General features: G+C 42.7%; 29 protein-coding genes. 11 read left to right on the forward strand and 18 right to left on the reverse strand.

Annotation, left to right across the window (positions count from 1 at the left end; translation table 11 throughout):
• Nucleotides 1-31: 31 nt before the first annotated feature.
• Genes AC59JT_RS01185 through secG form a run of 4 tightly spaced genes read left to right on the forward strand, consistent with a single transcriptional unit; the run spans nt 32 to nt 3,986 of the window.
• Nucleotides 32-1,276: a sigma-54 interaction domain-containing protein gene (locus AC59JT_RS01185; RefSeq protein ID WP_497395295.1), complete on the forward strand. Its 1,245-nt coding sequence runs from the start codon at nt 32-34 to the stop codon at nt 1,274-1,276.
• Nucleotides 1,277-1,281: 5 nt separating this feature from the next.
• Nucleotides 1,282-1,794: an LPS assembly lipoprotein LptE gene (gene lptE, locus AC59JT_RS01190; RefSeq protein WP_497395297.1), complete on the forward strand. Its 513-nt coding sequence runs from the start codon at nt 1,282-1,284 to the stop codon at nt 1,792-1,794.
• Nucleotides 1,795-1,815: 21 nt separating this feature from the next.
• The gene (locus AC59JT_RS01195) at nt 1,816-3,624 is read left to right on the forward strand and encodes a hypothetical protein (RefSeq protein ID WP_497395298.1); all 1,809 of its coding nucleotides are present in this window, start codon (nt 1,816-1,818) and stop codon (nt 3,622-3,624) included.
• Between the two features lie 11 nt (nt 3,625-3,635).
• Entirely contained in the window at nt 3,636-3,986 is a 351-nt protein-coding gene (gene secG / locus AC59JT_RS01200; protein WP_497395300.1) for a preprotein translocase subunit SecG, read from the forward strand.
• On the opposite strand, the gene AC59JT_RS01205 is transcribed toward secG, so the two are convergent.
• Nucleotides 3,976-4,188 carry a hypothetical protein gene (locus AC59JT_RS01205; RefSeq protein ID WP_497395302.1) on the reverse strand — a complete coding sequence of 71 codons (213 nt, stop codon included), beginning with the start codon at nt 4,186-4,188 and terminating at the stop codon, nt 3,976-3,978. The two genes, secG and AC59JT_RS01205, sit on opposite strands and share 11 nt — an antisense overlap.
• Nucleotides 4,189-4,220: 32 nt before the next feature.
• On the opposite strand from AC59JT_RS01205, the gene AC59JT_RS01210 reads away from it, so the two are divergent.
• From AC59JT_RS01210 to AC59JT_RS01220, 3 genes are all read left to right on the forward strand, one after another.
• Nucleotides 4,221-4,514: a co-chaperone GroES gene (locus tag AC59JT_RS01210; RefSeq protein ID WP_497395304.1), complete on the forward strand. Its 294-nt coding sequence runs from the start codon at nt 4,221-4,223 to the stop codon at nt 4,512-4,514.
• An 89-nt stretch (nt 4,515-4,603) separates the two neighbouring features.
• Nucleotides 4,604-6,238, forward strand: coding sequence for a chaperonin GroEL (groL, locus tag AC59JT_RS01215; protein ID WP_497395306.1), 1,635 nt, complete (start codon nt 4,604-4,606; stop codon nt 6,236-6,238).
• A gap of 344 nt (nt 6,239-6,582) precedes the next feature.
• Nucleotides 6,583-7,383 carry a mechanosensitive ion channel family protein gene (locus AC59JT_RS01220; protein WP_497395308.1) on the forward strand — a complete coding sequence of 267 codons (801 nt, stop codon included), beginning with the start codon at nt 6,583-6,585 and terminating at the stop codon, nt 7,381-7,383.
• A gap of 2 nt (nt 7,384-7,385) precedes the next feature.
• Here the strand turns inward: AC59JT_RS01220 and AC59JT_RS01225 are convergent, their stop codons facing one another.
• The 6 genes from AC59JT_RS01225 to AC59JT_RS01250 are packed head-to-tail and all read right to left on the reverse strand — an operon-like array spanning nt 7,386 to nt 13,473.
• Nucleotides 7,386-8,732 carry a DUF58 domain-containing protein gene (locus tag AC59JT_RS01225; protein ID WP_497395310.1) on the reverse strand — a complete coding sequence of 449 codons (1,347 nt, stop codon included), beginning with the start codon at nt 8,730-8,732 and terminating at the stop codon, nt 7,386-7,388.
• Between the two features lie 9 nt (nt 8,733-8,741).
• A complete protein-coding gene (locus AC59JT_RS01230) occupies nt 8,742-9,719 on the reverse strand; it encodes an AAA family ATPase (RefSeq protein WP_497395312.1) in 978 nt (325 codons plus the stop codon).
• A gap of 4 nt (nt 9,720-9,723) precedes the next feature.
• Nucleotides 9,724-10,890: a DUF4350 domain-containing protein gene (locus tag AC59JT_RS01235; RefSeq protein WP_497395314.1), complete on the reverse strand. Its 1,167-nt coding sequence runs from the start codon at nt 10,888-10,890 to the stop codon at nt 9,724-9,726.
• Nucleotides 10,887-11,627: a DUF4129 domain-containing protein gene (locus tag AC59JT_RS01240; RefSeq protein WP_497395316.1), complete on the reverse strand. Its 741-nt coding sequence runs from the start codon at nt 11,625-11,627 to the stop codon at nt 10,887-10,889. The genes AC59JT_RS01235 and AC59JT_RS01240 overlap by 4 nt, the downstream gene beginning before the upstream one ends.
• The gene (locus AC59JT_RS01245) at nt 11,627-12,520 is read right to left on the reverse strand and encodes a hypothetical protein (RefSeq protein WP_497395318.1); all 894 of its coding nucleotides are present in this window, start codon (nt 12,518-12,520) and stop codon (nt 11,627-11,629) included. Before AC59JT_RS01245 ends, AC59JT_RS01240 begins: the two co-directional genes overlap by 1 nt.
• 5 nt (nt 12,521-12,525) lie before the next feature.
• Nucleotides 12,526-13,473 carry a stage II sporulation protein M gene (locus AC59JT_RS01250; RefSeq protein ID WP_497395320.1) on the reverse strand — a complete coding sequence of 316 codons (948 nt, stop codon included), beginning with the start codon at nt 13,471-13,473 and terminating at the stop codon, nt 12,526-12,528.
• 93 nt (nt 13,474-13,566) lie between these two features.
• Between AC59JT_RS01250 and AC59JT_RS01255 the strand changes: the two genes are divergently transcribed.
• On the forward strand, nt 13,567-14,298 hold the full coding sequence (locus AC59JT_RS01255) for an RDD family protein (RefSeq protein WP_497395322.1): 732 nt from the start codon (nt 13,567-13,569) through the stop codon (nt 14,296-14,298).
• Here the strand turns inward: AC59JT_RS01255 and AC59JT_RS01260 are convergent.
• A complete protein-coding gene (locus AC59JT_RS01260; protein ID WP_497395324.1) occupies nt 14,295-14,591 on the reverse strand; it encodes a DUF2752 domain-containing protein in 297 nt (98 codons plus the stop codon). The two genes, AC59JT_RS01255 and AC59JT_RS01260, sit on opposite strands and share 4 nt — an antisense overlap.
• 89 nt (nt 14,592-14,680) lie before the next feature.
• Between AC59JT_RS01260 and AC59JT_RS01265 the strand changes: the two genes are divergently transcribed.
• On the forward strand, nt 14,681-16,108 hold the full coding sequence (locus AC59JT_RS01265; RefSeq protein ID WP_497395326.1) for an L-serine ammonia-lyase: 1,428 nt from the start codon (nt 14,681-14,683) through the stop codon (nt 16,106-16,108).
• Here the strand turns inward: AC59JT_RS01265 and AC59JT_RS01270 are convergent.
• Genes AC59JT_RS01270 through AC59JT_RS01280 form a run of 3 tightly spaced genes read right to left on the reverse strand, consistent with a single transcriptional unit; the run spans nt 16,105 to nt 18,292 of the window.
• Nucleotides 16,105-16,926, reverse strand: a complete 822-nt coding sequence (locus AC59JT_RS01270) for an SGNH/GDSL hydrolase family protein (protein ID WP_497395328.1) — start codon at nt 16,924-16,926, stop codon at nt 16,105-16,107. The two genes, AC59JT_RS01265 and AC59JT_RS01270, sit on opposite strands and share 4 nt — an antisense overlap.
• Nucleotides 16,923-17,651, reverse strand: a complete 729-nt coding sequence (gene lipB, locus AC59JT_RS01275) for a lipoyl(octanoyl) transferase LipB (protein ID WP_497395330.1) — start codon at nt 17,649-17,651, stop codon at nt 16,923-16,925. The genes AC59JT_RS01270 and lipB overlap by 4 nt, the downstream gene beginning before the upstream one ends.
• A gap of 2 nt (nt 17,652-17,653) precedes the next feature.
• Nucleotides 17,654-18,292, reverse strand: a complete 639-nt coding sequence (locus AC59JT_RS01280) for a 4'-phosphopantetheinyl transferase family protein (RefSeq protein WP_497395332.1) — start codon at nt 18,290-18,292, stop codon at nt 17,654-17,656.
• A 72-nt stretch (nt 18,293-18,364) separates the two neighbouring features.
• Here AC59JT_RS01280 and dcd point away from each other — a divergent pair, with 72 nt between their 5' ends.
• Both dcd and AC59JT_RS01290 read left to right on the forward strand, forming a co-directional pair.
• On the forward strand, nt 18,365-18,901 hold the full coding sequence (gene dcd, locus AC59JT_RS01285) for a dCTP deaminase (protein ID WP_497395334.1): 537 nt from the start codon (nt 18,365-18,367) through the stop codon (nt 18,899-18,901).
• Between the two features lie 36 nt (nt 18,902-18,937).
• Nucleotides 18,938-19,219, forward strand: coding sequence for an ATP-dependent Clp protease adaptor ClpS (locus AC59JT_RS01290; protein ID WP_497395336.1), 282 nt, complete (start codon nt 18,938-18,940; stop codon nt 19,217-19,219).
• Nucleotides 19,220-19,330: 111 nt separating this feature from the next.
• Here the strand turns inward: AC59JT_RS01290 and AC59JT_RS01295 are convergent, their stop codons facing one another.
• The 7 genes from AC59JT_RS01295 to AC59JT_RS01325 form a co-directional block, all read right to left on the reverse strand.
• Complete coding sequence (locus tag AC59JT_RS01295) at nt 19,331-20,128, reverse strand: Fic family protein (RefSeq protein ID WP_497395338.1); 798 nt, start codon at nt 20,126-20,128, stop codon at nt 19,331-19,333.
• Between the two features lie 74 nt (nt 20,129-20,202).
• Nucleotides 20,203-21,270 (reverse strand): branched-chain amino acid aminotransferase, encoded by a 1,068-nt coding sequence (locus AC59JT_RS01300; protein ID WP_497395340.1) that lies wholly within the window; start codon nt 21,268-21,270, stop codon nt 20,203-20,205.
• A 139-nt stretch (nt 21,271-21,409) separates the two neighbouring features.
• A complete protein-coding gene (locus tag AC59JT_RS01305) occupies nt 21,410-22,096 on the reverse strand; it encodes a LytR/AlgR family response regulator transcription factor (RefSeq protein ID WP_497395342.1) in 687 nt (228 codons plus the stop codon).
• Nucleotides 22,096-23,139 (reverse strand): hypothetical protein, encoded by a 1,044-nt coding sequence (locus AC59JT_RS01310; RefSeq protein ID WP_497395344.1) that lies wholly within the window; start codon nt 23,137-23,139, stop codon nt 22,096-22,098. The genes AC59JT_RS01305 and AC59JT_RS01310 overlap by 1 nt, the downstream gene beginning before the upstream one ends.
• A gap of 113 nt (nt 23,140-23,252) precedes the next feature.
• Nucleotides 23,253-24,323 (reverse strand): TlpA family protein disulfide reductase, encoded by a 1,071-nt coding sequence (locus AC59JT_RS01315; RefSeq protein WP_497395346.1) that lies wholly within the window; start codon nt 24,321-24,323, stop codon nt 23,253-23,255.
• A complete protein-coding gene (locus AC59JT_RS01320; protein WP_497395348.1) occupies nt 24,320-24,751 on the reverse strand; it encodes a hypothetical protein in 432 nt (143 codons plus the stop codon). Before AC59JT_RS01320 ends, AC59JT_RS01315 begins: the two co-directional genes overlap by 4 nt.
• 7 nt (nt 24,752-24,758) lie before the next feature.
• Nucleotides 24,759-26,288 (reverse strand): sensor histidine kinase, encoded by a 1,530-nt coding sequence (locus tag AC59JT_RS01325; RefSeq protein ID WP_497395350.1) that lies wholly within the window; start codon nt 26,286-26,288, stop codon nt 24,759-24,761.
• Between the last annotated feature and the right edge of the window lie 46 nt (nt 26,289-26,334).

A 26,334-nucleotide genomic window follows, 5' to 3' on the forward strand; every position in this document is an offset into this window, starting at 1 on the left:
GAATCTTGATTCTTGACTCTTGATTCTACATATGGAAATACAGGAAATTAAACAACGCTTCGGTATCATCGGCAACTCGCCGTTGTTAAACCGGGCTATAAATATTGCTAACCAGGTTTCGCCTACTGATATTTCGGTTTTAATAACCGGCGAGAGTGGTAGTGGTAAAGAGGTCTTCTCGCATATCATCCACCAGATGAGTCCGCGTAAGCATGGGCCGTTCATCGCGGTTAACTGCGGGGCCATACCTGAAGGGACTATCGATTCAGAACTATTTGGTCACGAAAAAGGTGCTTATACCGGTGCAGTTGGCGAACGTAAAGGTTATTTTGAGACCGTTAACGGTGGTACTATATTCTTGGATGAGATTGCCGAAATGCCGCTGGGTACCCAGGCACGTTTACTGCGTGTGCTGGAGTCGGGACAGTATATTAAGGTAGGTTCATCAAAGGTTGAAAAAACTAATGTACGCGTTATTGCCGCTACAAACGTTGATGTGTACGACGCGGTGAAGAATGGCAAGTTCCGCGAGGACCTTTATTATCGTTTAAATACCGTGCCTTTGCGCATACCGCCATTGCGCGACAGGAAAGAAGATATTTACCTGTTATTCCGCAAGTTTACGGCCGATTTTACAGACAAATACCGCACGCCGCCAATCCAACTGGATGATGAGGCGCAGCAGATATTGATCAATTACTCGTGGCCGGGCAACGTCCGCCAGTTAAAAAACATGGCTGAGCAATTGGCCGTTTTGGAGCGCGACCATGTTATTACGGCGCAAACCCTGCTTACGTATATTCCCAACGAAACGGGTAGAAGCAATTTGCCTATGCGGATAGAAAATCAGCCTAAGGAAGATTTTTCTGAGCGCGACATACTTTACAAAGTATTGTTTGATATGAAGCGCGATATGGTGGAGTTGAAGAAACTGGTAGCCGGCATCATCGAAAACGGTGGAGTGAGCACCAATTTTGCTGATCATAGCCAAACGCTAAATCAGTTATATCGTGATATTGAGTTACCTAATAACCCCGAGCCACAATTTACCCTGCAACAACCCGTTATTACCAGCAATAACAGCATTAGCAACGATAGCTATAACATAACGCACGATGCGGAGGAGGTTGAAGAATCGTTGTCGTTGATTGAAAAAGAATCGGACCTGATACGCAAGGCGCTTAAAAAGCATAAAGGCAAACGCAAGCTGGCTGCCAACGAGTTGGGTATATCTGAAAGGACATTATACAGGAAAATTAAAGAGCTAAACTTATAAGGCTAATGAAAAGATTTTGGGGAGTTTTATTGGTGCTGGTTGCATTAGTGTTGGTTTCGCCGGGGTGTTATGTGCTAAAAAGCGAGGCAATACCGGTTGAAATGAAGACCATAAACATTGGCTTTTTTGAAAACAACGCGCAATTGGTTGTTGCTAACCTCAGCCGGGACTTTACCGAAGGTTTAAAAACCCGTATACGCAGTACCACCCGTTTAAGTATTGTTAATGGCGAAGGCGATGCTAACATGTCGGGCAATATAACCGAGTATCGTATAGCCCCGGTATCTGTACAGGCCACGGGTACCAATACACCGCCTATTGCCGGTGCGCAGCAGCTCACCATATCGGTACAGGTTAAGTTTGTATACGAGAAGGATAAAAAACTCAACTTCGACCAAACATTTACCAAAAGCATTAATTATACAGGAGATATTAACTCGCAGGAGCAGGGGCTTATTCGTACCCTGATCACACAGTTAATTGACGATATTTTTAATAAAGCCTTTAATAATTGGTAACATTTTCATAGTTTCAACCACGTGAACGAACAATTAGAGAATAGCGAAAACGAGTTTTTATGGAAGCTTTTGGCTAATCCGGCCGATCCTAGTCATTCCTATATCTATAATTTGCAGTTGGTGGTTAATGATCATCCGCAAAGCGGGATATTACGTGCCCTGCTCGTTCCGAAAGGCGACGATCAGCATTTAAAGCATGCTGCCGCCTATTTTACACCGGGTACCTTATACAAAATGGCCACCAACCTGGATGGCTTGCCCGAAGTAAGCGACAGCCAGATTGTTTTTGTTGAGGAAAGCAGCTACGTGCCGCGTACCTATGTTAACCCAATGGCCGAGCCTTTTATCCCGCCTATTGTTGACGATAACGACACCAATTACTTCCACGTTGAAGAAGCTGAAACCCCTGCCGTTGCAGAACAGGATGAGCCAACCGAAACGTCGGAAGCTTATGTGGAAAATGAACCAGGAGCCGTTGAAGAAACGCCTGCACCATCTCACGAACCTGAACCTGTAGAAGATGAAGTTTATGATGAGATAGCTCCGCATGATGAAGCGCCTGTCAGTATAAACCCGCCGGCTGCGCAGGAGATTGTTAACGAGCAGGTAGAAGAAGAAACTAACGGTGCTACCGAATACCCTTGGTATATCGACCAGCAGGAAGAAACAGCTACGGAAGGCGAAGTGGAAGAAGAGCCTGTTGCAACAACCGAATCTGAGTATCCGTGGTACATAGATCAGCCTGCCGAAGAAACCGACACCACCGAACAGGTAGCGGAGGAAGTAGAACAAGTTGAGGCCGAAGATATACTACTGGACGAAAACCTGTTAGCTAAAGAATACGAAGAACACCTGGCCAGCGTAAACGCGGCAAATGCTAACATACCTTATTATACTTTTAATGAGGAGGACGAGGAGGACGAGCTTGGCGACGAAGTGCATGATCATATAGACGAAGAAGTTTATGATGAGATTGTAAGTATTGAAGATATTGGTTTGGAGCAACTGGCAATTTTAGATAAGGTAGCAAAGGACGAGGCAGTGAATATATCTGCGGACGATGTGACCGTTGATAGCCAGCCAGAAATACAGGAAGAGCCCGAAGAGGAGCAAACCTATACAGAAGCTTCAAAAACAACGGTTGAGCAAACGGCCCGGGCGGAGGATGAAGAGCAGGAGCCAGAGAAAGTAACAGCGGCTACATACCAGCAACCTGTAAGTATTGCAAGGCCGGCAATAGCTGCAACAAGCGCTAAAACACCACAGGGTGATGCGTCAGAAACGGTATCGCGTTATAACGACGAAAAAATGCCTTACTCGTTTATGTGGTGGTTAGATAAAACCCGTAAAGAGCATGCCGATGTTTATCAGCCATATACAGCCGAAACAAACCCGGTAAAACCACCGGCTGCCAAACAGCAAACGCCCGAGCCGCAAACGGTAAAACCAATATTGGCCGATGAGTTACAGCAGCAGTATTTTGAGAATATTTTTAATGCCAACTCTATAAACGGACTAGATCCACTGCCGCCGCAACAATCGGCTACCGAACCTGCTGCACGCAAGGAAGATAGAATAATTGAGCGCTTTATACAGGACGAACCGCAGATTAAACATCCAAGCACGGTTAAACTTAACAGCGAGAACAAAGCCAAGAAAAGCTCGGAAGACAGGGATGAGCTTGTAACAGAGACCTTAGCAAAAATTTATACCGAGCAAATGCTTTATCATAAAGCCATTGGCACGTATAAAAAATTGATGTTGAAATATCCGGAAAAAAGCCTTTACTTTGCAGGCCAAATTGAACAGTTAGAAAATAAAATAAATTAAGATATAAAGAAATGTATTTAGTATTAGTTATCCTTGTTGTTATCGTGTGCGCTCTGTTAGGGCTAATTGTATTGATACAAAACCCGAAAGGCGGTGGGTTGGCGTCAAATTTTTCAAGCTCATCACAATTAATGGGTGTACAAAAAACCGGCGACTTTTTAGAAAAAGGCACCTGGGTATTGGCTATTACTTTAATGGTATTGGCATTAGCAATTAACGTAGCTGTAAAAGGCGGCGGTTCAAAAACCGACGGTCAGTTTGATGAACAGATCAAAAAATCGTTAACAGCACCGGCTAATTCATCAGCACCGGCTACTTTGCCTGCACCGGCTGCTACGCCTGCTGCACCAGCTAAACAATAGTAATTTGCTTATTTAACATATGTGAAAAGGCTTTGGAAACACCAAAGCCTTTTTGCTGTTTTATAGGTTCATCAGTCATCATGACAGACCATAAAAAATCGATTACATAAAACTGACAATACAACAGTAATTGTGTGCCAATTTTATACTTTTGATGGCTTGGCATAATTGATGTTGAACAAGCACCGTAAATCATAAACATTTATATAACCATAAGTAATAATAAAAATTAGTATGTCATTAAACGTTAAACCTATCGGAGATAGAGTAGTAGTAGAAGCTGCTCCGGCCGAAACTAAAACTGCTTCAGGTATCTATATCCCTGAAACCGCACAGGAAAAACCACAGCACGGTACTGTTGTTGCTGTTGGCCCGGGCAGATACGCTGATCAAACCGGTAACTTGATCCCTCTTTCAGTTAAAGCCGGCGATAAAGTTCTTTACGGAAAGTTTTCAGGCCAGGAAATTACCATCGACGGTAAAGATTACCTGATCATGAGAGAATCTGATATTTACGTAGTATTATAATATTTGTTGTAAGGTTGCAACGTTAAAAAGTTGAAAGATTTTACTAACGTTACAACATTCCAACCTTAAAACATTAAAACAAAAACACAATGTCAAAACAAGTTAAATATAATGTTGAAGCCAGAGATGCCCTGAAAAGAGGTGTTGACATCTTAGCTAATGCAGTTAAAGTTACTTTAGGCCCTAAAGGTCGTCACGTTATTATCGACAAAAAATTTGGTTCACCTGCCGTTACTAAAGATGGTGTATCAGTAGCTAAAGAAATTGAATTAAAAGACCCTATCGAAAACATGGGTGCACAAATGGTTAAAGAAGTTGCTTCAAAAACTGCTGATATTGCAGGTGACGGAACAACTACTGCTACCGTTTTAGCGCAGGCTATTGTTACTGCAGGTATTAAAAATGTTGCTGCAGGCGCAAACCCAATGGATTTGAAACGCGGTATTGACAAAGCTGTTAAAGCTGTTGTTGAAAACCTGCAAGCTCAAAAACAAGATGTTGGCGAAGACTTTGGCAAGATCAAACAAGTAGCATCAATATCTGCAAATAACGATGAAGTTATTGGCGAAATGATTGCTGACGCGATGCAAAAAGTTGGCACAGGTGGTGTGATCACTGTTGAAGAAGCAAAAGGTACCGAAACCGAAGTTAAAACTGTAGAAGGTATGCAGTTTGACCGTGGTTACCTATCTGCTTACTTTGTTACCAATACAGACAAAATGGAAGCTGAGTTGGAAAACCCACACATTTTGATCTACGACAAAAAGATCTCTTCAATGAAAGAGTTATTGCCGATTTTGGAGAAACAAGTACAAACCGGCAAACCATTGTTAATTATTGCTGAAGACCTGGATGGCGAAGCGCTTTCAACTTTAGTAGTTAACAAAATTCGTGGCTCACTGAAAGTTGCAGCTGTTAAAGCTCCTGGCTTCGGCGACCGTCGTAAAGCTATTTTAGAGGATATAGCTACCTTAACAGGTGGTACCGTAATATCTGAAGAAAGAGGTTATAAATTAGAGAACGCTGAACTGGCGCACTTAGGTGTTGCTGAGAAAATCACTATCGATAAAGACAATACTACTGTTATCAATGGTGCCGGTGATGCTGAAGCTATCAAAGGCCGTGTTAACGAGATCCGCTCACAAATTGCTGCTACTACTTCTGAGTACGACAAAGAAAAATTGCAAGAGCGTTTAGCTAAACTATCAGGTGGTGTTGCCGTGTTATACATCGGTGCTGCTTCTGAAGTGGAGATGAAAGAGAAAAAAGACCGTGTTGACGATGCTTTGCACGCGACTCGTGCTGCTGTTGAAGAAGGTATTGTTGCAGGTGGTGGCGTTGCCTTCATCCGCGCGGTAGCTGCTTTAGCCGACTTAAAAGGTGATAACGATGACGAGAACACTGGCATCCAGATCATTCGTCGTGCTATTGAAGAGCCACTTCGTCAAATTTGCGAAAACGCAGGTATCGAAGGTTCTATCATCGTGCAAAAAGTTAAAGAAGGCACTGCCGACTTTGGTTACAATGCACGTACCGACAAGTTTGAAAACTTAATTGGTGCAGGTGTTATTGACCCTACTAAAGTAAGCCGTGTAGCTTTAGAGCACGCAGCTTCAATCGCCTCAATGTTGTTAACAACCGAGTGTGTATTGGCTGACGATCCGGAAGATGCTCCTGCCGGCCCACCAATGGGTGGTGGCGGTGGTATGGGTGGCATGATGTAATCATTGCCCTTCAAATCTACTACGGGCCCCTGTATGCAAAAGCATACAGGGGCTTTGTTTTTGAGTACGATAGGCAAAAGTCATACGGAGGTAAACGCTTGGTCATTTGCTAATCATTTGATTAATATGGTAACAAAGGGGTAACAATTACCTATATTTTTGTATATAATTTTGTTGCGGGCCAATTAAGGCACAACAATTGAATATGCTACCACATATGAAAAACTTAGCACATACTACCAAACACTTGCATTCCGCCTTGGTTGACCTGGTGCTTTTTAAAGTACCCGAACTTTTCATAACCATCTACGGACGCTAAAATTTTGTAACTTCGCGCTTCAAATATGAAGCTAGAACAAATCGATTTACACGCTTTTTACCAGGAAGCGTACCGCTGGTTGCTGATTCATGGCACCAGGTTTATTTTATCCCTCATACTTTTATTTATAGGGCTTCGCCTTATAAAGTTTATAGGTACCCGTTTACGCAGCCGCATGAGCAGGCAAAAGGTGCATTCATCGTTGCAGCCTTTTTTTCTTAGTCTTTCGCTAACTGCACTATACATACTGCTTATCGTATCGGTGCTGGCTTTAAACCAAATCGATATTATCAATGTAAGCACTATTTTAGGAGGTGCCACGGTTGCTATAGGTTTGGCCCTGTCGGGTACTTTCCAGAATTTTGCGGGCGGCGTGCTTATCCTGTTATTAAAGCCATTTGAATTGGACGATAGCATTGTAGCGCAGGGACAGGACGGTAAGGTAGTATCTATCCAAATATTTTATACGGTGTTAGTTACTGCCGATAATAAAACGGTGATCATCCCTAACGGTAAGCTGTTTAACGAAGTGATTATCAACGTAACGCGCGAAGGTAAGCGCCGTTTAGATTTTGAAATAAAACTGGGCTATGCGGCTAATGTAAACGAGGTGCTTAATATTTTAGAAGAAGCTGTTAAATCGTCAAAAACCATATTAAAAGATGGCGGCAACCGCGTTGGCGTATCGGCTATGGAAGTTGACGGTGTAAAATACATGGTTAATGTATGGGTATCCCCGGCCAGTTTTTTAAGTACCAAACTTGCCCTTCACCAAAAAATAATGACCGACCTGGTAGCCGCCGGTGTTAAACTCCCGGGAACCTGATCTTAAATTTTTTGCTGAGCCTTTAGCTCCAGGTAGCGGTTAACCGTATCTACATTAAGGTTTTGTGGTGCGCTTAAAATAGACTGTATGCCATGCTTGGCCAGTTCTTTTACAATCAATCGCTTGTCATAGGCAAACTTTTCGGCTATGGTTTTTATGTAGATGCCTTCTACATCTTTTGCAGCCTGTTCGCTTATTTGCTTAAGTTCGGTGTTTTCGAAAAACACCACCACCAACAAATGATAGCGAGCGATTTTTTTAAGAAAAGGTAATTGCCTGTTTAAGGCCGCCATGCTTTCAAAATTGGTGAAAAACAATAACAAGCTTCGCTGCCTGATCACGTTGCGTATGTTGCTATATAGCAACTCCATATTGCTTTCCAGGTAGCGTGTTTTCTCCTTGTATAACACCTCCAGTATTTTGCTTAACTGTGTAGTGCGATTGTCGGCCGGAATAATGCTGCCTTTTTTCTCTGATATAGTGATCAGCCCCGCTTTATCATGCTTAAGCAAAGCAACATTTAACAAAACCAAACTTGCATTTATAGCATAGTCGAGCAAACTTAAACCATCAAACGGCATTTTCATCGTGCGCGATTTATCAATAATGCAGTACACATGTTGCGCACGCTCGTCGGTATACGAGTTGATCATCAGGTTGCCCTGCCTTGCTGTAGCTTTCCAGTTTATTGATCGGTAATCATCTCCGGCCACATAGTTCTTTACCTGCTCAAACTCCATGCTGTGCCCCACGCGGCGTATTTTTTTTATACCGATCTCGTTCAGCCTGTTTGATATAGCCATCAGCTCGTATTTGCGCATTTGCAAAAACGACGGATAAACCGGCAAAACCTCGCTTTGCTTAAAAGTATAGCGCCTGCTGATGAGGCCAAGGTTGGAGCGTACGTAAGCATGGATATTACCAAACGCATATTCGCCACGTTTTAAGGGGCGAAGTGTGTAGTTGATAAGTTTATGTTGATGGGGTGAAAGAACGGTTTTAAACCAAACATCACGTTTTTGAAATTGAAACGGGATCTCATCAATAATACCCACGTTGACGATTACAGGATAACGGCTTTCAATATAAATGCCCAGTTCGTTATCGTCATTGTTGCTTAGGCGTTCGGGCGCATGCCTGCGGGCAAATATGCCGGTAGGGCTGCCGTAAAGCAGTAACGCATCAATAACAACCAACAGCACCATCGCCCAAAAAGCAATAAACGGTAGCACACCCAGCCACGGAAAAAAGAACGATAACAGGAAAAATACCGCGCAGCCTGCCAAGCCCGCAAAAAAGCGGTTAGTTAAAAACAGGTTTACATAAAAGTTATCGAACAGCTTTTTCAAACTAAAATATTAGCGTGGTACCTCAATTTTCTGGATGATCTGTGCCACCACTTCATCAGGCGTAACACCTTCCATTTCTTTATCAGGAGTTAGTATAATGCGATGCCTTAATACCGGTGGCGCTACGAAGATAATATCGTCAGGCGTAACAAAATCACGACCGTTCATGGCCGCGTAAGCTTTGGCGGCATTAATAATAGCCAACGAGGCACGTGGCGAACCACCCAGGTAAAGCGATTTGTTATTGCGTGTTTCGTGGATTATTTTGGCAGTAAACTCCAATATCTTCGGCTCCACATTCAGGCTTTTTACCTGCTGCCTTAGGGCGATGATATCAGCTACGTTTAATACCGGTTTTACGTCGTTTAATTGCGCCGTAGTATTTTGCTGGTGTTGCTGTGTTAAAATAACGATCTCTTCCTCAAGCGTAGGGTATTTGATCTCTATCTTAAATAAAAAGCGGTCTAACTGCGCTTCAGGTAAACGGTAAGTGCCTTCGTGCTCAACCGGGTTTTGGGTAGCTAATACAATAAAGGGCTCCTGCATTTTGTAGGTCTGCCCGTCAATGGTAAGTTGTCGTTCTTCCATCACCTCAAACAGTGCCGACTGCGTTTTGGCCGGCGAACGGTTGATCTCGTCAATTAAAATAATGTTGCCAAATATCGGCCCTTTTCTAAATTCAAAATCGCTGCTCTTAGGATTAAAAACCGATGTGCCTAACACATCTGATGGCATCAGATCCGGCGTAAATTGTATACGCGAGTATTGCGCGTCAATTGCCCTGGCAACCAGTTTGGCGGTTAATGTTTTTGCTACGCCGGGTACACCTTCTAACAATATATGTCCGTCGGCTAAAATAGCAGTTATTACCAGGTCAATAACCTGGTGCTGGCCAACAATTATTTGTGCCAGGCCGGCCTTTATTTGCTCAACCGCGGCGTTAAGTTTGCTCAGGTCGGTTCGTTGTTCAAATATTTCGTCTTCCATACTATCAGGATTGGGAATAAAATTTTTCTATTAATTGGTCTAATAAAATGAGTTCATTATCGCTAACCTTATGCTGTGCATTAAGGTAGTTTATCTGTTCAACAAGGTCGCGCACCACGGCATGCTCAACGCCTGTTTTTTTAGCTACGGTGTCAATAAATTCGCTGTCAAGCACGCTGGTTTTTAGCTGGTACTGCTCGCGCAGGTAGTTTAAAAAGTAAAGCGTTTTTTTGTAAACGATGTTGGCATTATCACGCTTCTCATAATAAACCTTACCCACAACGCGCACAAAGTTGAGCGAGCTGTTTTGTAACGGGGCAACAATCGGTATAACCCGCTGCCTGCGTTTAATTTCAAATAAAACAAAAATTACCAGGGCGACCAGGCTAATGTAGTATGCCCATTGCAAAGGCTCGTTTTGGAAAAATACGCGCATAGGCGAAATATCCTCGCCAATATCATGGTTTTGAAACTGATCCCAGTATACCCGTTCTGTATTAGGCAAATAGGCCAGCGCTTTTTCTGCATAGTTTTTGCCTTGTAGCTTAAGTAAATTATAATTGCTGAAAAGCATAGGATTAGCACACAGCAACAACTGCCCCTTGCCAAATTTATAGCTGAGGTAATTGGCTTTGCCATCATTGTTTTGCCCAAGCACGGTAGCTTTTACAGTATCAAAATGACTAAAGTATTGCGCGCTTATTTGTTTATCAAAATGGTAGTGTTGGATTTGCTTTAGCGCGGGGTTTGTAAAGTTGATATCGGTTTTACTGGTGTCGTTCTCGGTTTCAAGCTCGATTTTTAGTTTGCCGTCTGAAGCAATTTGCCATGCCAGCGCTGAAATAAATACGGTATTACCACTCTGTATAAACTTAACCAGCGCACTAAACTCAGGTTTGCTGATTTTAGCAGTTTTTGAAATAATGATATAGTTGCCGGGCTCCAGGCCGTTGGATAATTGACTGTAAAGGGATTTATTGGTTTTAACCACCTCGGCATCCGGAAACAGATCTGTCAACCTATTATAAAATACGTAGGTGCCAAACGGTATCTTGTCTGCTTGTTTTAAAGTAGGCTGCCAGTTGGTAGGGTTAGGTTTATTGTATAAAAACATAACATATGCCAGCAACAATACCGATGCGCCTATAATGTAGTATTTAAAATCCTTCATGCGCGCCCGGTATTAAAATCTACAAATAATATTTTTATACGGGCATACACCTGGGCGTTAATATTAAACTGCCCGTACCATACGTATTCAAACTGACGGGTAAGGGCGGCGAAAGATTGTCGTTGCCCGGCGTCCGTAAGTTCGTTTATATAGGCCCTGTTGGTTTTATTGAGTTGCCAGTTAATAAGGCCTGCATCGCTTAATTGCTTCAGGCTTTTTAAATAAAGCAAGCGTACAGCCAGGCGATAGTTATGTTGTTGTACCGCTTCTTCAATTCGGGTGTCAAGGTCTATATCGTGTATGTCTTCAATAAACTCATCATAGGGTAAAGTAATGCCGGCTGGTTTTGGCCTTATTACCTGCAATAGGTCAACCCCGCTTAGTTTCAATATAAAAAATATAAGCGTGCCGATAGCCAGGCCAAGTACTACATATTTAATTACGGTTGCTAAAATTGATGCGGTAGATTCATCTTTTATCTTGATCAGGTTCCATACCCAGCGCCAAAAACGATCCCATAACGATGGCCCCGTATAGCCGTCGGCACTGTACTGAAACTCCTTTTGCTTAGTATAGTTTAGTAAAGCCAAACTATCAAAATGCCGCACTTGTATGGTAGCTGTATCTGTGCGAACAGTTAACGCAATTTTAGCTTTAGGCGGATCATCCGCTTTAGCATACGCGTTGCCTGCCGAAAGTGCAAATACAAATAGTAAACTGTATAAAAAGCGCAGCATTAATACTCTTCGGTAGTTTGATTATGGTCGGCGTCGTTGTTACCCAACTGGCTGTTAATACGGCCTAATAAACCTGATCCTTCTTTAGCTTCGTTTAAGCTAAAATAGCAAAGTGTTAATGTTGTTAAGGGTAAAATATAAAGTACTTGCGAAAGCTGGGCCAGAACACCCGATCCAACAATAGTTGCAACCGACATTTTTGCCATAGCTTGTTTTGGGTGCAGGACGGTTTCGGCAATGCTGGCTACAGAAAACGGTATCATTATAATACCTGCGGCTACAGAAACTACTATGCCCATTATAACCAGCGCGCCAAAAGTCATCCACCAATTGTCTTTAATTAACTTGAAGGCCTGGCCAAAAGCATAGCCATAGCTGGTGTTTTCAACGATCATGATAGGAAAAACCAAACCTAAAGCCGGAAGCATATATATGCCCGGTATTGCGCAAAACATAAATCCGATAACAAATAATGCAGCATTTAAAAATAACGGTCCTAAAAGGCGCAGGTAATGATATTTGAAATAGGCCCAGATCTCTTCGTTATTTGGTGGTATGTTACCTTTTTCTTTATATAAGGTAATGTAACACATAACCGTTACATGCATAGCGGCCATAGCTAAAAACGAGAACAACAGTACCAACACATACTCTAAACCAAATTGCCTGAAGGTAGCTCCTGACGCTGTTATATCATAATCAGGATCGTTATAAATATTTACCATTTTAATTTGTTGCATGATCTGCGCCACGGCTGCCGCCAACAGGAAAATGCCGCAAAAGGTGAAAAATGCCTTCAACAATGGCTTAAAGTTTTCACGAACAAATAAAAAGGAATCGGATATTATTTCGCCGAAATCGCGGGTTTTTGCAAGCTCCATTTTGCTTTCCATATTAATTATGATTTTAGGTTTTTAGCTAGTTTGTTGGGGTAAATAATTACGTACCAAATAATAAAGGTTAAAGATGCCGCTAATATAAATACACTTAAAGCCATCGGCATTTCGGTGTGGCGGGTTATATAGCTTTCGAAAAATGCGGCTATAATAAACAGTGGCACCAGGCCAATGGTAATTTTCATACCGTCTTTGGCGCCTCTCTTTAGCGATTCAAGTCTTGAAAAAGTTTTAGGGAACAACAAACTATTGCCCAGCACCAACCCTGCGCCGCCGGCAATTATAATGCTCGATATCTCAATAACTCCATGTATCCATATTACCAATACCGAGGCCATGCCCAGGCTTTTGCCGAAGAAAAAATATTGGAACGAACCCATCATCAGCCCATTCCTGAACAGGTAATAAACCGTACCTACCGAACCAAATATACCGCACACAAAGGTTACTATGGATACATAAATATTATTGCTGCCTATCATCACAAACATAGAAAACTCGCCCGACTGCTTGTAAACCGCGAAGGGGTCTTTTTTGGCGATGTTGGCCAGGGTCATATCTACATATTCATCACTCAAAATAAGCCTTACAAAAGTATCGTCGTATTTGGCCGATAGCGCGCCTATAAGACTAAAAGTTAAAAAAAACAAAAACGAATATAACAGTTGCCTTTGGAAGGTTTTAAAAAGTAAAGGAAGCTCGTATTTCCAGTATAAAATAAAACGGTTACTTTTCTCGGTTTTATTTTTGTAAATAGATTGATGCAGCCTTGCCGCCAGGCCATTTAAGTAAGTAGTAGTGGTTGAGTTTGGGTAGAATGTTTTGGCATAAGCCAGGTCGTCGGTTATTTGTATAAAGCGGTCGGCAAGCTCATCGGGGTCATTGCTCCCCGTTTCCTCAAAACTGCGCCATTTGGCCGAGTTTTGCTTTACAAATAAGGGTTCGCGCATGGTTGGTATAGGTGTTATATTATTTCGTTAAAGTAGTTACAAAATTTGTATCATTCAATAATTTATTGAATATTCATTAAATAAATTATCACAATGCAAACCATCCGTATAACAACCCCACAAAATATTGAAATTGAGTATGAAATTGCCGGTGTAGGCGAGCGTGTGCTGGCGCGGATAATTGACCTGGTGCTGTTTGGCGCTTTGTATGTTATTTTTGCTGTTATAGGTATTTTAACCATAGCTAAATTAAGGTCAAATGTAGGTATTGGATTTATCATTGCGATAGTTGTCGCGTTTGTCTTTTACGATTTGCTTTTCGAGATTTTCATGAACGGCCAAAGCGTGGGCAAGCGTATTATGAAGATACGCGTGATAAGCCTTGATGGCACACAGGCCAGTGTGGGGCAATATTTGTTGCGATGGGTCTTCAGGATAATTGATTTTACATTTACGGGCGGTATATGTGCGCTTATTACGGTATCGGTAAGTAAAAACGGTCAGCGCGTTGGCGATATGGTTGCCGGTACTGGACTAATTAAAACACAACCGCGCACAAAGATAGAAGCTATCGCTTTTACCGACCATCAGGAAAACTATACGCCGGTATTTGAGCAGGCCACCCAACTTAATGACAAAGATGTAAGATTGATGCATGAAGTTTTAACCAACTATATAAAGGTTGGCAACTACGAGATATTGAATACTACAGCCAATAAATTAAAAACTTTGTTGGGCATCACTACCGATATGGATGATATGCGCTTTTTACAGACACTAATACGCGACTATAACCACCTGGCAGCTATTGACAGGGAAGCTTAACCTATGGCATACCAATGCCACATCTTAAAGCCATAGTTTGCTACAATAAGTACGGTCCCTATTAATACCAAAGGCCTTAAAGCCACTTGTTTTTGCGATCTTGTTCTGCCAATAAAATAGTAAGCTATCAACAGCAATATAGGTATAGCCGGTGGGTACATTAAAAAACTTTGCCCTATTTCTCCCTGAAACAGTAATAGCACCGATCGCTGAAACCCACAGCCCGGGCAGTCAATACCCGTGAATTGTTTAAACAGGCAGGGTAGCAAATAGGATTGTAATGGGGCCGGCATAGCGCAAATTATCAAAAAAAACATTTTTCTGCTACTGCTATTGCACTTGTTATAGGTGTAGCACCGTTATTTATCTGTAATTTTACCCTATGCAACGCGAACAAATTTCTGTATTCGATATGTTTAAGATCGGCATCGGTCCGTCAAGCTCACACACGTTGGGCCCCTGGCGTGCCGCGCAGCAATTTGTACAAAGCTTGCAGGAGCAAAATGTGTTGGAGCTTACCGTACAGGTTAAAATATTACTGTATGGATCATTAGCTAAAACAGGCAGAGGGCACGGTACCGATATCGCTATACTATTAGGCTTAAGCGGCGATGACCCAGTTACCTTCCCGGTTGATGAAGTAACGCCAAAGATCAATGCCATCATCAGCGAACACAAAATTATATTGGGTGGTATAAAAGAGGTCAGCTTTCATAATGATGATGACCTGTTGTTTTTATTTAATGAGAGTTTGCCATTTCATCCTAATGCGGTAACCTTCCAGGCTTTTTTAAGTAATGGCAAGGCGATATCGGATACCTACTACTCTATAGGCGGCGGCTTTGTGGTGAAAGAGGGGGGCGAAGGCCACGCGAAAGCCGAGGTTGATCTTCCTTTTCCGATAGATACCGCACGCGATCTGTTACACTGGTGCATCAAAACCGGCCTCAAAATATCCGAAGTGGTAATGGAGAACGAGTTGGCCTGGCGCAGCGAGCAGGAAACCAAAACCGGCATCCTCAACATATTTCACACCATGCGCGATTGCATGTATCGGGGCTGCCATACCCGTGGTAATTTACCGGGGGGATTGAACGTTGCCCGTCGCGCGGCAAACCTGAACAAGCGCCTAACGCAAGGTCATAGCTACAATAATTATGATGAATGGGTAGATACCATCCGTAAAACAGGTAATAGCTTCCAGAATATATTAGATTGGGTGAGTTGTTTCGCTTTGGCGGTGAATGAAGAGAACGCTTCTTTTGGTCGCGTAGTAACGGCGCCCACCAACGGCGCGGCAGGCGTAATACCGGCGGTGCTGCAATATTATATTGTTTTTTGCGATGGTTATACTGACAGGCAGATCATCCAGTTCCTGTCAACCGCATCCGAGATAGGGAGTATATTTAAAAAAGGGGCCACCATATCGGCCGCTATGGGCGGTTGCCAGGCCGAGATAGGCGTGTCGTCGGCCATGGCCGCAGCAGCGCTTACAGAGTGCCTGGGCGGCTCACAACGCCAGGTAATGATGGCGGCTGAGATAGCTATGGAGCATCACCTCGGCTTAACCTGCGACCCTATAGGCGGGCTTGTACAAGTGCCGTGTATCGAACGCAATACTATGGGTGCCATTAAAGCCATCACCGCATCGCAACTGGCATTGCAAACTAATCCGGATAATGCCAAAGTGAGTTTAGATGCGGTTATCAAAACCATGTGGCAAACCGCGCAGGATATGAACTCTAAATACAAAGAAACGTCAGACGGCGGCCTTGCTATCAATATCCCTATAAGTTTGCCGGAGTGTTAAGGCTTCAGCTGCGCTAAAACCAAAGGCGCCAACTGCTGAACCCATAAACCATACATTTTACCTGACGGATGCAGGCCATCGGCAGCTAATAGCGTTCTGTCTGTAGCGGCCTGGCGGGATATGGCTGTGATATCCAAATAATTTACACCGGCTTTGCCGCTTTCAAATTTATTTATGGCGTTAAAGGCATCTATCTCGTTGGCAATAGCCGGGCGGTCGTAGTCGATGGCGTAAGGTGTAACGCTGTAATCGGGTATTGATAATACAAATACCCTGCTTTTGTTATTATTTGCTAACGCGATGGCTTTGGCCAGGGATTCCACAAAAGCGGTGCGGTAGCTGTTTTGCCCCACATTTTGATACTGATCGTTCACGCCGATAAGCAGGGTGACGAAATTATAGTTTGTTTTGCCACCGGCGCTGCTAATGGCGCTAAGCAGGGTGTTAGTTATCCACCCGGTACGAGCTACTATGGTTGGTGTATTTACCTTAATTTGTTTGTTAAGTTCGGCTGCCAACTGGTAAGGGAAAGATTGGTCAAGTGGTACCGATTCTCCGATGGTGTATGAGTCGCCAAGGGCCAGGTAATTAAGCGCGTCGACAGCTCCTGTGCCAGGGTTATTGCTGGTGGTTGTTATTGATGTTGCAATAGTCGGCGTAGTAGGTGTCTTTGTAGTGTCAATAGGTGTGGATGTTTTGGGCGTATCCGTTTTTGGGGCGACAGGTTTAGCGCTCTCATTGGTAGCTATTACTACAGGTTTTTTGGCACAAGCCGCCAAACCGGTTATCAGTAAAAAAACTATTAGTAATTCCTTCATTCCATGATCTCCATATTAAATAATACGGAAATATGGTGTTTAAGGATTTTTTGAACTTCTTTTATATCAACTTCTCGCCCCAACTCCTGCTGCATAGAGGTTACAGCTTTATCATCAATACCACACGGAATGATGTTATTAAAATAGCTGAGATCAGGGTTTACGTTAAAGGCCAGGCCATGCATAGTAACCCAGCGGCTGCAACGGACACCCATAGCGCTTATTTTACGGGCGCGCTCGTTATCGGCATCAAACCAAACGCCGGTATAGCCGGGGTAACGGCCGGCTGTCAGGCCATAATCTGCAAGGGTTAGTATAATGGCTTCCTCCAGTAGGCGCAGGTATTGGTGTATATCGGTAATGAAATTGTCAAGATCGAGGATAGGGTAGGCTACAATTTGCCCCGGGCCGTGATAGGTAATATCGCCGCCGCGGTTAATGTGGTAATAGGTAGCATGCTTTTCTTCCAACCCTTTCTCATCTAACAATAAATGATCAGGTTTGCCGCTTTTGCCCAGCGTATATACGTGCGGATGCTCACAAAATACCAGGTAATTTGGGGTGGGTGTATATTCTTCCTCATGCTCGCCGGCAAGGGCGGTTTGACGGTTACGTATGTCGGTTTTTAGCTGGATAGTTGATGAAAATAAAACCTCCTGCTTATCCCACGCCTGTTGATAATCCATCAAGCCCCAATCCTGTACCTCAACTTTTTTATTCTGCATCGTTATCCTTTCACGTAACCTATCATGTAGTCTTCGTATTCCATATAGCCAACGTCGTATTTTAGTTGCACGTTGTCTTTGGTTAGCGTGGCCTTCACTTCGCCTTGCGGGGCATAGGTAAATGGCTCAATATATATATCATCCATAAATGATACTTCGCGTTGGCCGTGGCATTTGTATACCGCTTCTTTAACACACCAGGCAGCGTATAATTGTGGTATTTTATGTTCTTCTGCAATGTAAGCCAGTTCGGCAGGGCGCATAAATTTATGGGCAATACGCTCCACCTTTTGCTTTACCTGTTCAATATCAATACCCACAGGGCTTTTCTTGCTGATCATCACCGCCGCATAATCAAACGAGTGGCTTAATGATATGTGATAGGGCAGGGTGGTTAAATAAGGTTTTCCGTGTTCATCAACTTTACAGTCAATATATTCATCGGTGCGCAGCATTTTGCGTAGCAGTACGCGGGTACCCAGCCAGTGCAGGTGGCGTTTGCCGTTGCTGATGTTCTCCACAAAAGCTTTTTCGTGCTCGTCCAACTGTAATTGGTGGTACAGTTCATCTGCCTGTTCCTCTATCTTCCAGAGGGCAAATTCTGTATCATCATCAATACGTTGCCGGTATACTATTGCCATATGGTAAAATTGCAAAAAGCATAGCAAAATTAGGTCAATTAATTCTAATTTTAGCACCCCAAGCAAAATACCATGATCTTATCAGATAAACGCATCCTCGAGGAAATTGAAAAAGGCCACATCATTATCGAACCTTTTAAACGTGAGTGCCTTGGCACTAACTCGTACGATGTGCATTTAGGTAAATACCTTGCTACTTATAAAGACAGGGTGCTTGATGCCAAAAAGCATAATGAAATAGAAGGTTTTGAAATACCGAAGGACGGTTTTGTACTGCAACCCGGCACCCTTTACCTTGGTGTAACTGTTGAATACACCGAAACCCATAAACACATCCCTTTTCTGGAGGGTAAATCAAGCACCGGCCGTTTGGGTATTGATATTCATGCAACGGCAGGCAAGGGCGATGTCGGCTTTTGCAATACCTGGACTTTGGAGATATCATGCGCGCAGCCTGTAAGAGTTTACGCAGGCATGCCTATCGGGCAGTTAATTTATTTTGTGGTGGAAGGCGATATCGAAACTTTATATAACAAAAAAGAGAACGCCAAATACAACAACCCCACCACGCGCCCGGTTGAGAGCATGATGTGGAAGAATAAGTTTTAGCTATCAGCGTTTTTGCGTAAATTTGCTGCCGTGCAAATGGCTACCGAAACAAAAGAAGAAACCTTTACGCTTGAAGAACTGCTGGCTGGGTTAAAAGAGGTTCATCGACTGATACTGTGGAACGATGACGTGAATACATTTGATCATGTTATTTATTGCATGATGAAGTATTTGGACTACAACGAATCGCAAGCCGAAAAAATAGCCTGGAAAGTACATAACGACGGCAAATGTGCTGTACTGGAAGGTTCATTCACCGAAATGGAGATATATCGTAAGATCCTTCAGCAGGAAGGTTTGACCGTGAGTGTGGATTAGCGATTTAAGATTAGTTATTAAAGATTAGGCTTAGCGCCTTTCAAATAAAAAGGGCTTACAAATTTGTAAGCCCTTTTTATTTATACGTTTGATAGGTACTAATCTTTAATATCAAAACATCAAAGAGAAACCTTTACCCTTAGACGGATTTTTCATCTCCTTAAATTTTTTTATCTCCTGTTCTAACAGGGCCGAATACTCGCTGGTCATAAATTTTCTGAAGATGTTGATGTCTTCTTTATCGCGGGTATCAACCAAAGCCTGAATATAGGCTGCTTTGTTTTCGCTGTAAACGATCGCTAGTGGCAAGCTATAGTAAGCCTGTATATAATTCATCAGCAGGCGTGACGTGCGTCCATTGCCATCGTAAAATGGATGGATGCTCACTAAATTAAAATGGGCATCGAATGAAAGATTTAGTTGCTTTTCAACTGATAACTGTCTGCTCATACTTTGGTTAAGTTGCTTTACCAGGTCGATAGTCAGCCTTTCAACTTTATCAAAGTTAGGGAAATACGATACTCCTGCCGTCACATTGCCTTTTCTAAAAGCTCCCGTTGCCGAATCTATATTGCCCAATATCGTATTATAGACTTTGCCGGTGCCTTTCATTGCCAAGGCATTAATTTGCTGAACGATGCCGACTGTCAGTTGTGTTTTGGCTTTGGCAGATTTTAATGTGTAAAGCAAAGCCGCGTGATGATCGGTCACCATTAAACTTTCTTCTAAAGGTTTACCGTTTGGGGTTTTACCTTCATTAATTAAAACCTGTGCCTCAATTTCGGTTAGGGTAGAGCCTTCGATACGTGTAGAATGGTGGTCAATCGCTATCAAACTGAATTTCTCATGGTCGATGACGTTTGCTATCGCCAGATCGTTGTATTCATTTAATAATTTGATAATCTCCATCTTTAACAAAAGTAACTAAATAAAAATAGCCCTTACATACTGCAAGGGCTATTTGTTTATGAATGTGTTGGTACTTACACAATATAATTCCAACCATGTGTATCCTCTACTTTTCCGTAGCGGATATCGTCTAAGGTTTTCAATACTTTTTGTGAGAACTCGCGTTCTTTCGGATCGATCAGTGTATATTCTTCACCGTTATGGCTTATTGAACCTACCGCGGCAATGGTTGCTGCAGTACCTGCGCCAAATGCGTCGGTTAGTTTGCCGTTTTTGGCACCTTCGATCAGTTCGGCTACCGATACACGGCGCTCTTCAACCGGGAAACCAAAATCATTGGCCAGTTGGATAACCGTATCGCGGGTTACACCGTCCAAAATAGTATCCTGTGTTGATGGTGTTATTAGTTTGCCGTCAAGTACAAACATCGCGTTAGCTGCACCCATTTCTTCAATGTACTTATGCTCTTTGGCATCTGTCCATATTAATTGGTCAAAGCCTTCCTCGGTAGCTTTTTTGGCCGGATACATTGAACCGCCGTAGTTGCCCGATGATTTGGCATAGCCCATACCGCCTTCTGCCGAGCGGGTGTAATGTGTTTCAATTTTAACACGCAGGGCTTTTGAAAAGTAAGGGCCTACAGGGCAGGTCATGACCATATATTTATAGGTTTTTGATGGTTGCACGCCCAGGTACTGGTCGGTTGCAAACATAAACGGCCTGATGTATAACGAATGATTTGGTTTTGAAGGGATCCAATCACGGTCAAGGTCAATTAATGCGGCAAGGCTGGTTAAAAACACATCCTCAGGTATAGTTGGCATGCACAAACGTTCGGCCGATTTGTTAAAACGTGCGGCATTTTTATCCGGACGGAAAATTGATGCCGTACCATCAGCATGTTTGTAGGCTTTTATACCTTCAAAAAACGACTGACCGTAGTGTAGTGATGAAATAGCCGGGCTGACCAGGATATCGCCATAAGGCACAATTTCAAAATTCTTCCACTCGCCGTCGGCATAGTCAGCCACCAGCATATGGTCAGAAAATGTGCGTCCGAAAATCAGGTTGTCAAAATCGGTTTCTGCTAAACGCGATTTTGTAGTTTTAGTGATCTTAATGTCCAGCGTCTCTGTAGTCATAGCTCTTGTATTTTATCGTATTCAAAGGATGTGCAATTTACCTAATTTACAGCGTGTTTAGCAAGTGAAATGATAAATTTATTCTGCATGCATAGTAAATTTATCACTTGCATGACGTTTAAAGCTAGAAATACTCAGGTTACAAACGACCTATCTGGCTGATATTTTGAAGGTATGAGCTACCTACGGGAAGTATGGCACCATTAACAGTTACCTGGTGCCGCTCCACTTTATCGATCTTGTCAATAGCGGCAATAAACGAACGGTGGATGCGGATAAACTTATTGTTCGGTAGCATACTTTCGGCCTCGGTAATAGTAAGGCGGGTAAGTACGGTGTTACCGGGCAAAACAAAGTTTACGTAATTGCCCGTAGCTTCCAGGTAACAAATGTCTGCAAAGCTAACCCGCACCTGCTCATAGCCCGATTTTAAAAACAGGTAATCTTTTTTATCATCGGCTGCGCCTTTTAGTAAATAAAGTTCGTTGGCTTTATTACAGGCTTTGATAAAACGCGCCAGCGAGAAGGGCTTGAGCAGGTAGTCTATCGCTTCCAGCTCAAACCCTTCAACAGCATGCTCAGAATAAGCGGTGGTAAATATCACCATCGGCTTTTTGCTTATGCATTTCAGTAGATCGATGCCCGTAATATCGGGCATCTTAATGTCAAGGAAGATGAGGTCGACTGCCTCGCGCTGCAAATGGTCCATTGCTTTAAAAGCGTCGGTAAACTCGGCTTCCAGCTCAATAAAGGGCACCTTGGCGGCGTGCGATCTTACAACCTCCAACGCCAGGGGCTCATCATCAATGGCAATGGCTTTTAACATTATTTGGTTTTCTCAAGCAATATCCTAAGCTTGGCTTTAATATCGGCGTTATACCTGCTGTTAGGGAATTTTTTAATAAAGGCATCGGCCAGCGGGAAAGCCTGCGATGGCATATTGTTATGATACAGGTTTACTATTTGCTGATAGGTGAAAATCTCGGTAACATGATCGGGGAAAAATTTTAAGCAGCCCACCCAACGCATGTAGGGCCTGCCGTATTTATTAACCAGTTCATCGGCCTGCTTAAACGGTATGCCATAATAAGGCATAGGTGCTGTAGGTTTAATTTTTTCCTGCTCAATTTTTCTGAAGGCTTTGGTATCAATATACGTAACGTAATTGCGCACAAATATGTAATACTGCGGCCCTGCCGGGAATACCATGGGTTTGGTGCTTAGTTTATCAAACAAGGTAATGATCATGCGGTCAATATTGTCTTTGTTTTCTACCGCGCTGTAGCCGCTTATATCAAAAATCAGGTTGTAGGCGGCGTAGTTAATTTCTGAAGCAATGTATTTTTTATCGTTATTGCTTATTGGCGCTTTATTTATAAACGCAATTTTTTTGTCGCGTGCAGCCAGGTAAGGCACAACAACTTTGCTGTTAAGGTCATTATAGCTAAACTTATGATAGGTTTCTATCTCCTTTAAAAAGTACGGAAACTCTTCAATATCAACAGCCTGTACCACTTTGTTCTCTTCCACAGCCGAACCGCCCACCATCGTTAATTTATTGGTTTTACCATCCAGGCTTACAACTAATTCTTTGCCGGGAGTTATCAGTATGGGATGAAACAGGCGCTGAAAGGTAAGGTTAGAAAAGTGCTGCTTGTTAACCAGCAAAACAATGGCAAAGCTGCCGTCTTTTCTTACAGTTATTGTACGGGAGTTTTCTTCCCAAAAGCCGTAAACAAGCGGAATGTTTATCTGTAACTTTTCCTGTGGGTTATAGTTGGTTATCTTTCCGCGTATTTTAAACTGCTGTGCAAACGCGGTGGCGGTGCAAACTAAAAAAGCAAACAGAATAACGATATTCTTCTTCATGTAATGGAGATAAATTTTTTAAATAGCTTAGTGTAAATTGGTTTGCTAAGTTAATTGTAATTTATATGTACAACGAATTCTTTTTTGCTTTCGCGAATGGATGCCTCTCCTGATCAATTTTTATCCAGTACTGATTTAATTTGTGCGTAAAGCGCTTCACGGCTGCTAGGCCTTAAGGCTTTGCTAACAGTCAATTTGCCCGTTTTGTCAAATATAAAATACTGCGGATATGATTCTTCTTTGTCAGGATTATCTGCCAGTAACTCTTTCCAAAACGGAGCAACGGTTGCACGTGTTTTGCGTAAATGTACACCCGTCATGCCGCTCAGGTTAATAAAGGTTTTCCACTCCATATCCTTATCATCGTTGTCAACATCTAAATAAACAAATACCACATCTTTGCCTTTGAAGGCGTTTTTTAGCTGCGGCATAAATTTTAGCTCCTCTTTACACGGGCCGCACCGGGTTCCCCACATATCCAGGTAAACAACTTTGCCCGGGTAGTTTTTAACCACATCATAAACGGATTTTACAGTGGCATAGTTATCAAGTACAATAATATTAGGATTAAATTTATTGGTAGCTATCAGATTTTTTAAATGAGCTACCTGTTGTTTAATATCAGCATTGTAAGTGCTGGTTTTAAATTTGGCCGCAAATAAATTGGCCATTAACTGTGCAGTCACCAGGTTTTTATCGTTACAAAGCGCTATAATATCGTGGTAGGTAAGTTGTTCGGTCACATCAGCAGGTAAAGCTTTTTGTGCATCAAGCCATCTTAGGTAGGCGGTACCATATTTTTCAACCAGTACGGTTGCGCTGTCTAAACTAATGCCATAGAATGGTATGGGCTGGTTAGGTTTAATGCCATCTTTTTTTGCTGTCGCGATAACTTTGGCTTCCACGTAGCCTAAATAACGACGGGTAAATGTGTAATACTGTGGCCCGGCAAGGCGTACCTCGGGTTTCACGTTGGTAGTGTTAAATAAAAAATCTTTTAAGCTATCAATAGTTGTTTTGTTTTTGAGAATATCAAGGCCTAGTTCAAACAGGTAATTATAAGCCATGTATTTAAGCTCGAAAACCATTACTTTCTTTTGATCCGGGGTAATTGTTGATTGGTTAACCGCTTTGATCTTGGCATCACGTTTTGCAAGGTAGGGGATAATCGTCTCCCGGTTCAATTTACTAAAGCCAACATCGGCTGTAACACTTCCATCCTGAAAAATGAGGGGTACTCTTCCAGGTCGGCCGCGGTAAGTACCTTATTTTCGGGTAACGCGGTGCCGCTGGTGTTTTCCAGCTGTTTGCCCTGCTCGTCCAGCGTTACAGCCAGGTTTTTACCCGGATTTAATAACAGCCAATGAAACTCACGTTTAAAGATGAGGCTTGCAAACTTTAGTTTTTTAACGGGTAAAGTAACCACAAATCTGCCGTCTTCGTCCACCGGTATGATGATATCATTTTCGCGGTTATAGCCATATACCACGGGGATGTTTATCTTCAACTCATCAGCACTGTTGTAATTACTGATCTTGCCGCTTAGTTTAAATTGAGCAAATGCACAGGCACTACGTGCTGTTAGGATGAGCAGCAGTAAAAGTTTTTTCATTGCTTAATTAGTTTAGGGTTAAGGTTAAATGGATGAAAAACTCCTTCGCGCTTTCGCGGATAACCAGGTCATGCCGGTTGGGGTAAACCAGTTGCAGGCGTTGTCGCACATTCTCCAGCCCTATGCCGCTTTTGTTTTGTTCGGGGTCGTTATCAGGCTTGGCGTGAGTGCTGTTGTAAACATCAAAAAACAATTGGTTTCCGCTGGTGTTCAAGGCAATTTTAATGTGCGATGGATTACGCAGACTAATACCATGTTTAAAAGCATTTTCTACAAAAGGTATCAGTAGCATAGGCGCTATCTGCAAGCTGTTGGGTTGCTGCTCTATCTCAATTTGTATCAATATATCGGGTGATGTTTGTGTTCGCAGTTTTTGCAGGGCGATGTAATTATTCAGGTAGTCAAGCTCGCGCGTTAGCGATATCTGTTCCTGCACGTTTTCCTGAAGCATAAAGCGCATCATATCGCCCAGCATTTGTATGCCTTCACCGGTGCGGTCGGCTTTTTCCTGCAAGGCCGTGCCGTAAAGTGTATTAAGCGCATTAAATAAAAAGTGCGGGTTTATTTGCGAGCGAAGCAGATCAACATTGGCCGATGTTTGATTAAGAGCAGTTTTCAGGCCGGTTAGTTCGGCCGTTTTTTCTACGCGGATATTGTATAAATGCCAGGATAGAGGCGCCACAATAAATAAAGCTGCCCCGGCATTCAGTAAATTCATAACTAAAGCGGCCTCAATTCGTGGCAGCAACATATAACAAAGCACCGCTACCGGGAAAAATGATAAGCACAAAATTGCCGCGACCTTCAGTACGAAGGTTTTAAATGCTCCTTTGCCTGCCACTAATTTCGGAATAGTTTGCCATGAAGAAAACCAATATAGGGCTATACTGAATAATGTTACCTCGCCCCAGAACATAATAATTGGCTTTTGCCAATTGGTCATCCCCAGGAATATGATGCTTAAAAACCATACGCCTAAAGCCGCCAGGCACTCGCGCTGCAGTCGGGTAAGGTCGGTTGTTTTGTAAAAGGTTTGGTAAAGGTATAACAACGAGTATTTGGCAACGGTGTAAAATATCACCAAAGCGGTAGCCCATAATGCAACGGTAAATTGCCCCTTAAAAACGCGCCTGTAAACATATTCTTCGCTTGAGCCTTTAAATAAATAACTCTGCATCCAGGTGCCAATAGTGCCTAGTACGGTGCTTAGCGTAACAAATAACAAAAGCGCCAGCACAATGCTTAAAACAATACGGCGGCCCGTTGCTACAGATGGAACAATAAGAAAGTTAAATAGCAGGAATGCACCGTAAAATGCCGTGTATTTAAAAAACTGCGGTATGAAATAATTTTTAAGGAAAGAGTACGGTACGTCTCGTCGGTAATACTCGTTAATATTAGGTGTGGTGTTATGCCCCGTATTTGTTAGCAAAAACAAGTTGTAAACCAGCACATAAGTTAGGCAGGCATATATAAAGGTTGCGGCCCAAAACTCTACCTTCTCAACAGTAAGCGGCTTTTTTAACAGATCTTTCATCTATTGTAAAATTAATATGCCGCAAGGTAGCTCGCAAATTGATATC

Source organism: Mucilaginibacter sp. A3364, from assembly GCF_059690715.1.

What these genes read in the sequence shown, in the direction of transcription:
- AC59JT_RS01305 (WP_497395342.1), bottom strand. Translation starts at nt 22,096, where the DNA reads ATGTTAAAAGCCATTGCCATTGATGATGAGCCCCTGGCGTTGGAGGTT.
- lptE (WP_497395297.1), top strand. Translation starts at nt 1,282, where the DNA reads ATGAAAAGATTTTGGGGAGTTTTATTGGTGCTGGTTGCATTAGTGTTG.
- AC59JT_RS01235 (WP_497395314.1), bottom strand. Translation starts at nt 10,890, where the DNA reads ATGAAGGATTTTAAATACTACATTATAGGCGCATCGGTATTGTTGCTG.
- secG (WP_497395300.1), top strand. Translation starts at nt 3,636, where the DNA reads ATGTATTTAGTATTAGTTATCCTTGTTGTTATCGTGTGCGCTCTGTTA.
- AC59JT_RS01325 (WP_497395350.1), bottom strand. Translation starts at nt 26,288, where the DNA reads ATGAAAGATCTGTTAAAAAAGCCGCTTACTGTTGAGAAGGTAGAGTTT.
- AC59JT_RS01310 (WP_497395344.1), bottom strand. Translation starts at nt 23,139, where the DNA reads ATGAAGAAGAATATCGTTATTCTGTTTGCTTTTTTAGTTTGCACCGCC.
- AC59JT_RS01290 (WP_497395336.1), top strand. Translation starts at nt 18,938, where the DNA reads ATGGCTACCGAAACAAAAGAAGAAACCTTTACGCTTGAAGAACTGCTG.
- AC59JT_RS01265 (WP_497395326.1), top strand. Translation starts at nt 14,681, where the DNA reads ATGCAACGCGAACAAATTTCTGTATTCGATATGTTTAAGATCGGCATC.
- lipB (WP_497395330.1), bottom strand. Translation starts at nt 17,651, where the DNA reads ATGCAGAATAAAAAAGTTGAGGTACAGGATTGGGGCTTGATGGATTAT.
- AC59JT_RS01300 (WP_497395340.1), bottom strand. Translation starts at nt 21,270, where the DNA reads ATGACTACAGAGACGCTGGACATTAAGATCACTAAAACTACAAAATCG.
- AC59JT_RS01205 (WP_497395302.1), bottom strand. Translation starts at nt 4,188, where the DNA reads ATGTTTATGATTTACGGTGCTTGTTCAACATCAATTATGCCAAGCCAT.
- AC59JT_RS01240 (WP_497395316.1), bottom strand. Translation starts at nt 11,627, where the DNA reads ATGCTGCGCTTTTTATACAGTTTACTATTTGTATTTGCACTTTCGGCA.
- AC59JT_RS01245 (WP_497395318.1), bottom strand. Translation starts at nt 12,520, where the DNA reads ATGGAAAGCAAAATGGAGCTTGCAAAAACCCGCGATTTCGGCGAAATA.
- AC59JT_RS01230 (WP_497395312.1), bottom strand. Translation starts at nt 9,719, where the DNA reads ATGGAAGACGAAATATTTGAACAACGAACCGACCTGAGCAAACTTAAC.
- AC59JT_RS01255 (WP_497395322.1), top strand. Translation starts at nt 13,567, where the DNA reads ATGCAAACCATCCGTATAACAACCCCACAAAATATTGAAATTGAGTAT.
- AC59JT_RS01220 (WP_497395308.1), top strand. Translation starts at nt 6,583, where the DNA reads ATGAAGCTAGAACAAATCGATTTACACGCTTTTTACCAGGAAGCGTAC.
- AC59JT_RS01280 (WP_497395332.1), bottom strand. Translation starts at nt 18,292, where the DNA reads ATGGCAATAGTATACCGGCAACGTATTGATGATGATACAGAATTTGCC.
- AC59JT_RS01185 (WP_497395295.1), top strand. Translation starts at nt 32, where the DNA reads ATGGAAATACAGGAAATTAAACAACGCTTCGGTATCATCGGCAACTCG.
- AC59JT_RS01270 (WP_497395328.1), bottom strand. Translation starts at nt 16,926, where the DNA reads ATGAAGGAATTACTAATAGTTTTTTTACTGATAACCGGTTTGGCGGCT.
- AC59JT_RS01210 (WP_497395304.1), top strand. Translation starts at nt 4,221, where the DNA reads ATGTCATTAAACGTTAAACCTATCGGAGATAGAGTAGTAGTAGAAGCT.
- AC59JT_RS01295 (WP_497395338.1), bottom strand. Translation starts at nt 20,128, where the DNA reads ATGGAGATTATCAAATTATTAAATGAATACAACGATCTGGCGATAGCA.
- AC59JT_RS01320 (WP_497395348.1), bottom strand. Translation starts at nt 24,751, where the DNA reads ATGAAAAAACTTTTACTGCTGCTCATCCTAACAGCACGTAGTGCCTGT.
- AC59JT_RS01260 (WP_497395324.1), bottom strand. Translation starts at nt 14,591, where the DNA reads ATGCCGGCCCCATTACAATCCTATTTGCTACCCTGCCTGTTTAAACAA.
- groL (WP_497395306.1), top strand. Translation starts at nt 4,604, where the DNA reads ATGTCAAAACAAGTTAAATATAATGTTGAAGCCAGAGATGCCCTGAAA.
- dcd (WP_497395334.1), top strand. Translation starts at nt 18,365, where the DNA reads ATGATCTTATCAGATAAACGCATCCTCGAGGAAATTGAAAAAGGCCAC.
- AC59JT_RS01250 (WP_497395320.1), bottom strand. Translation starts at nt 13,473, where the DNA reads ATGCGCGAACCCTTATTTGTAAAGCAAAACTCGGCCAAATGGCGCAGT.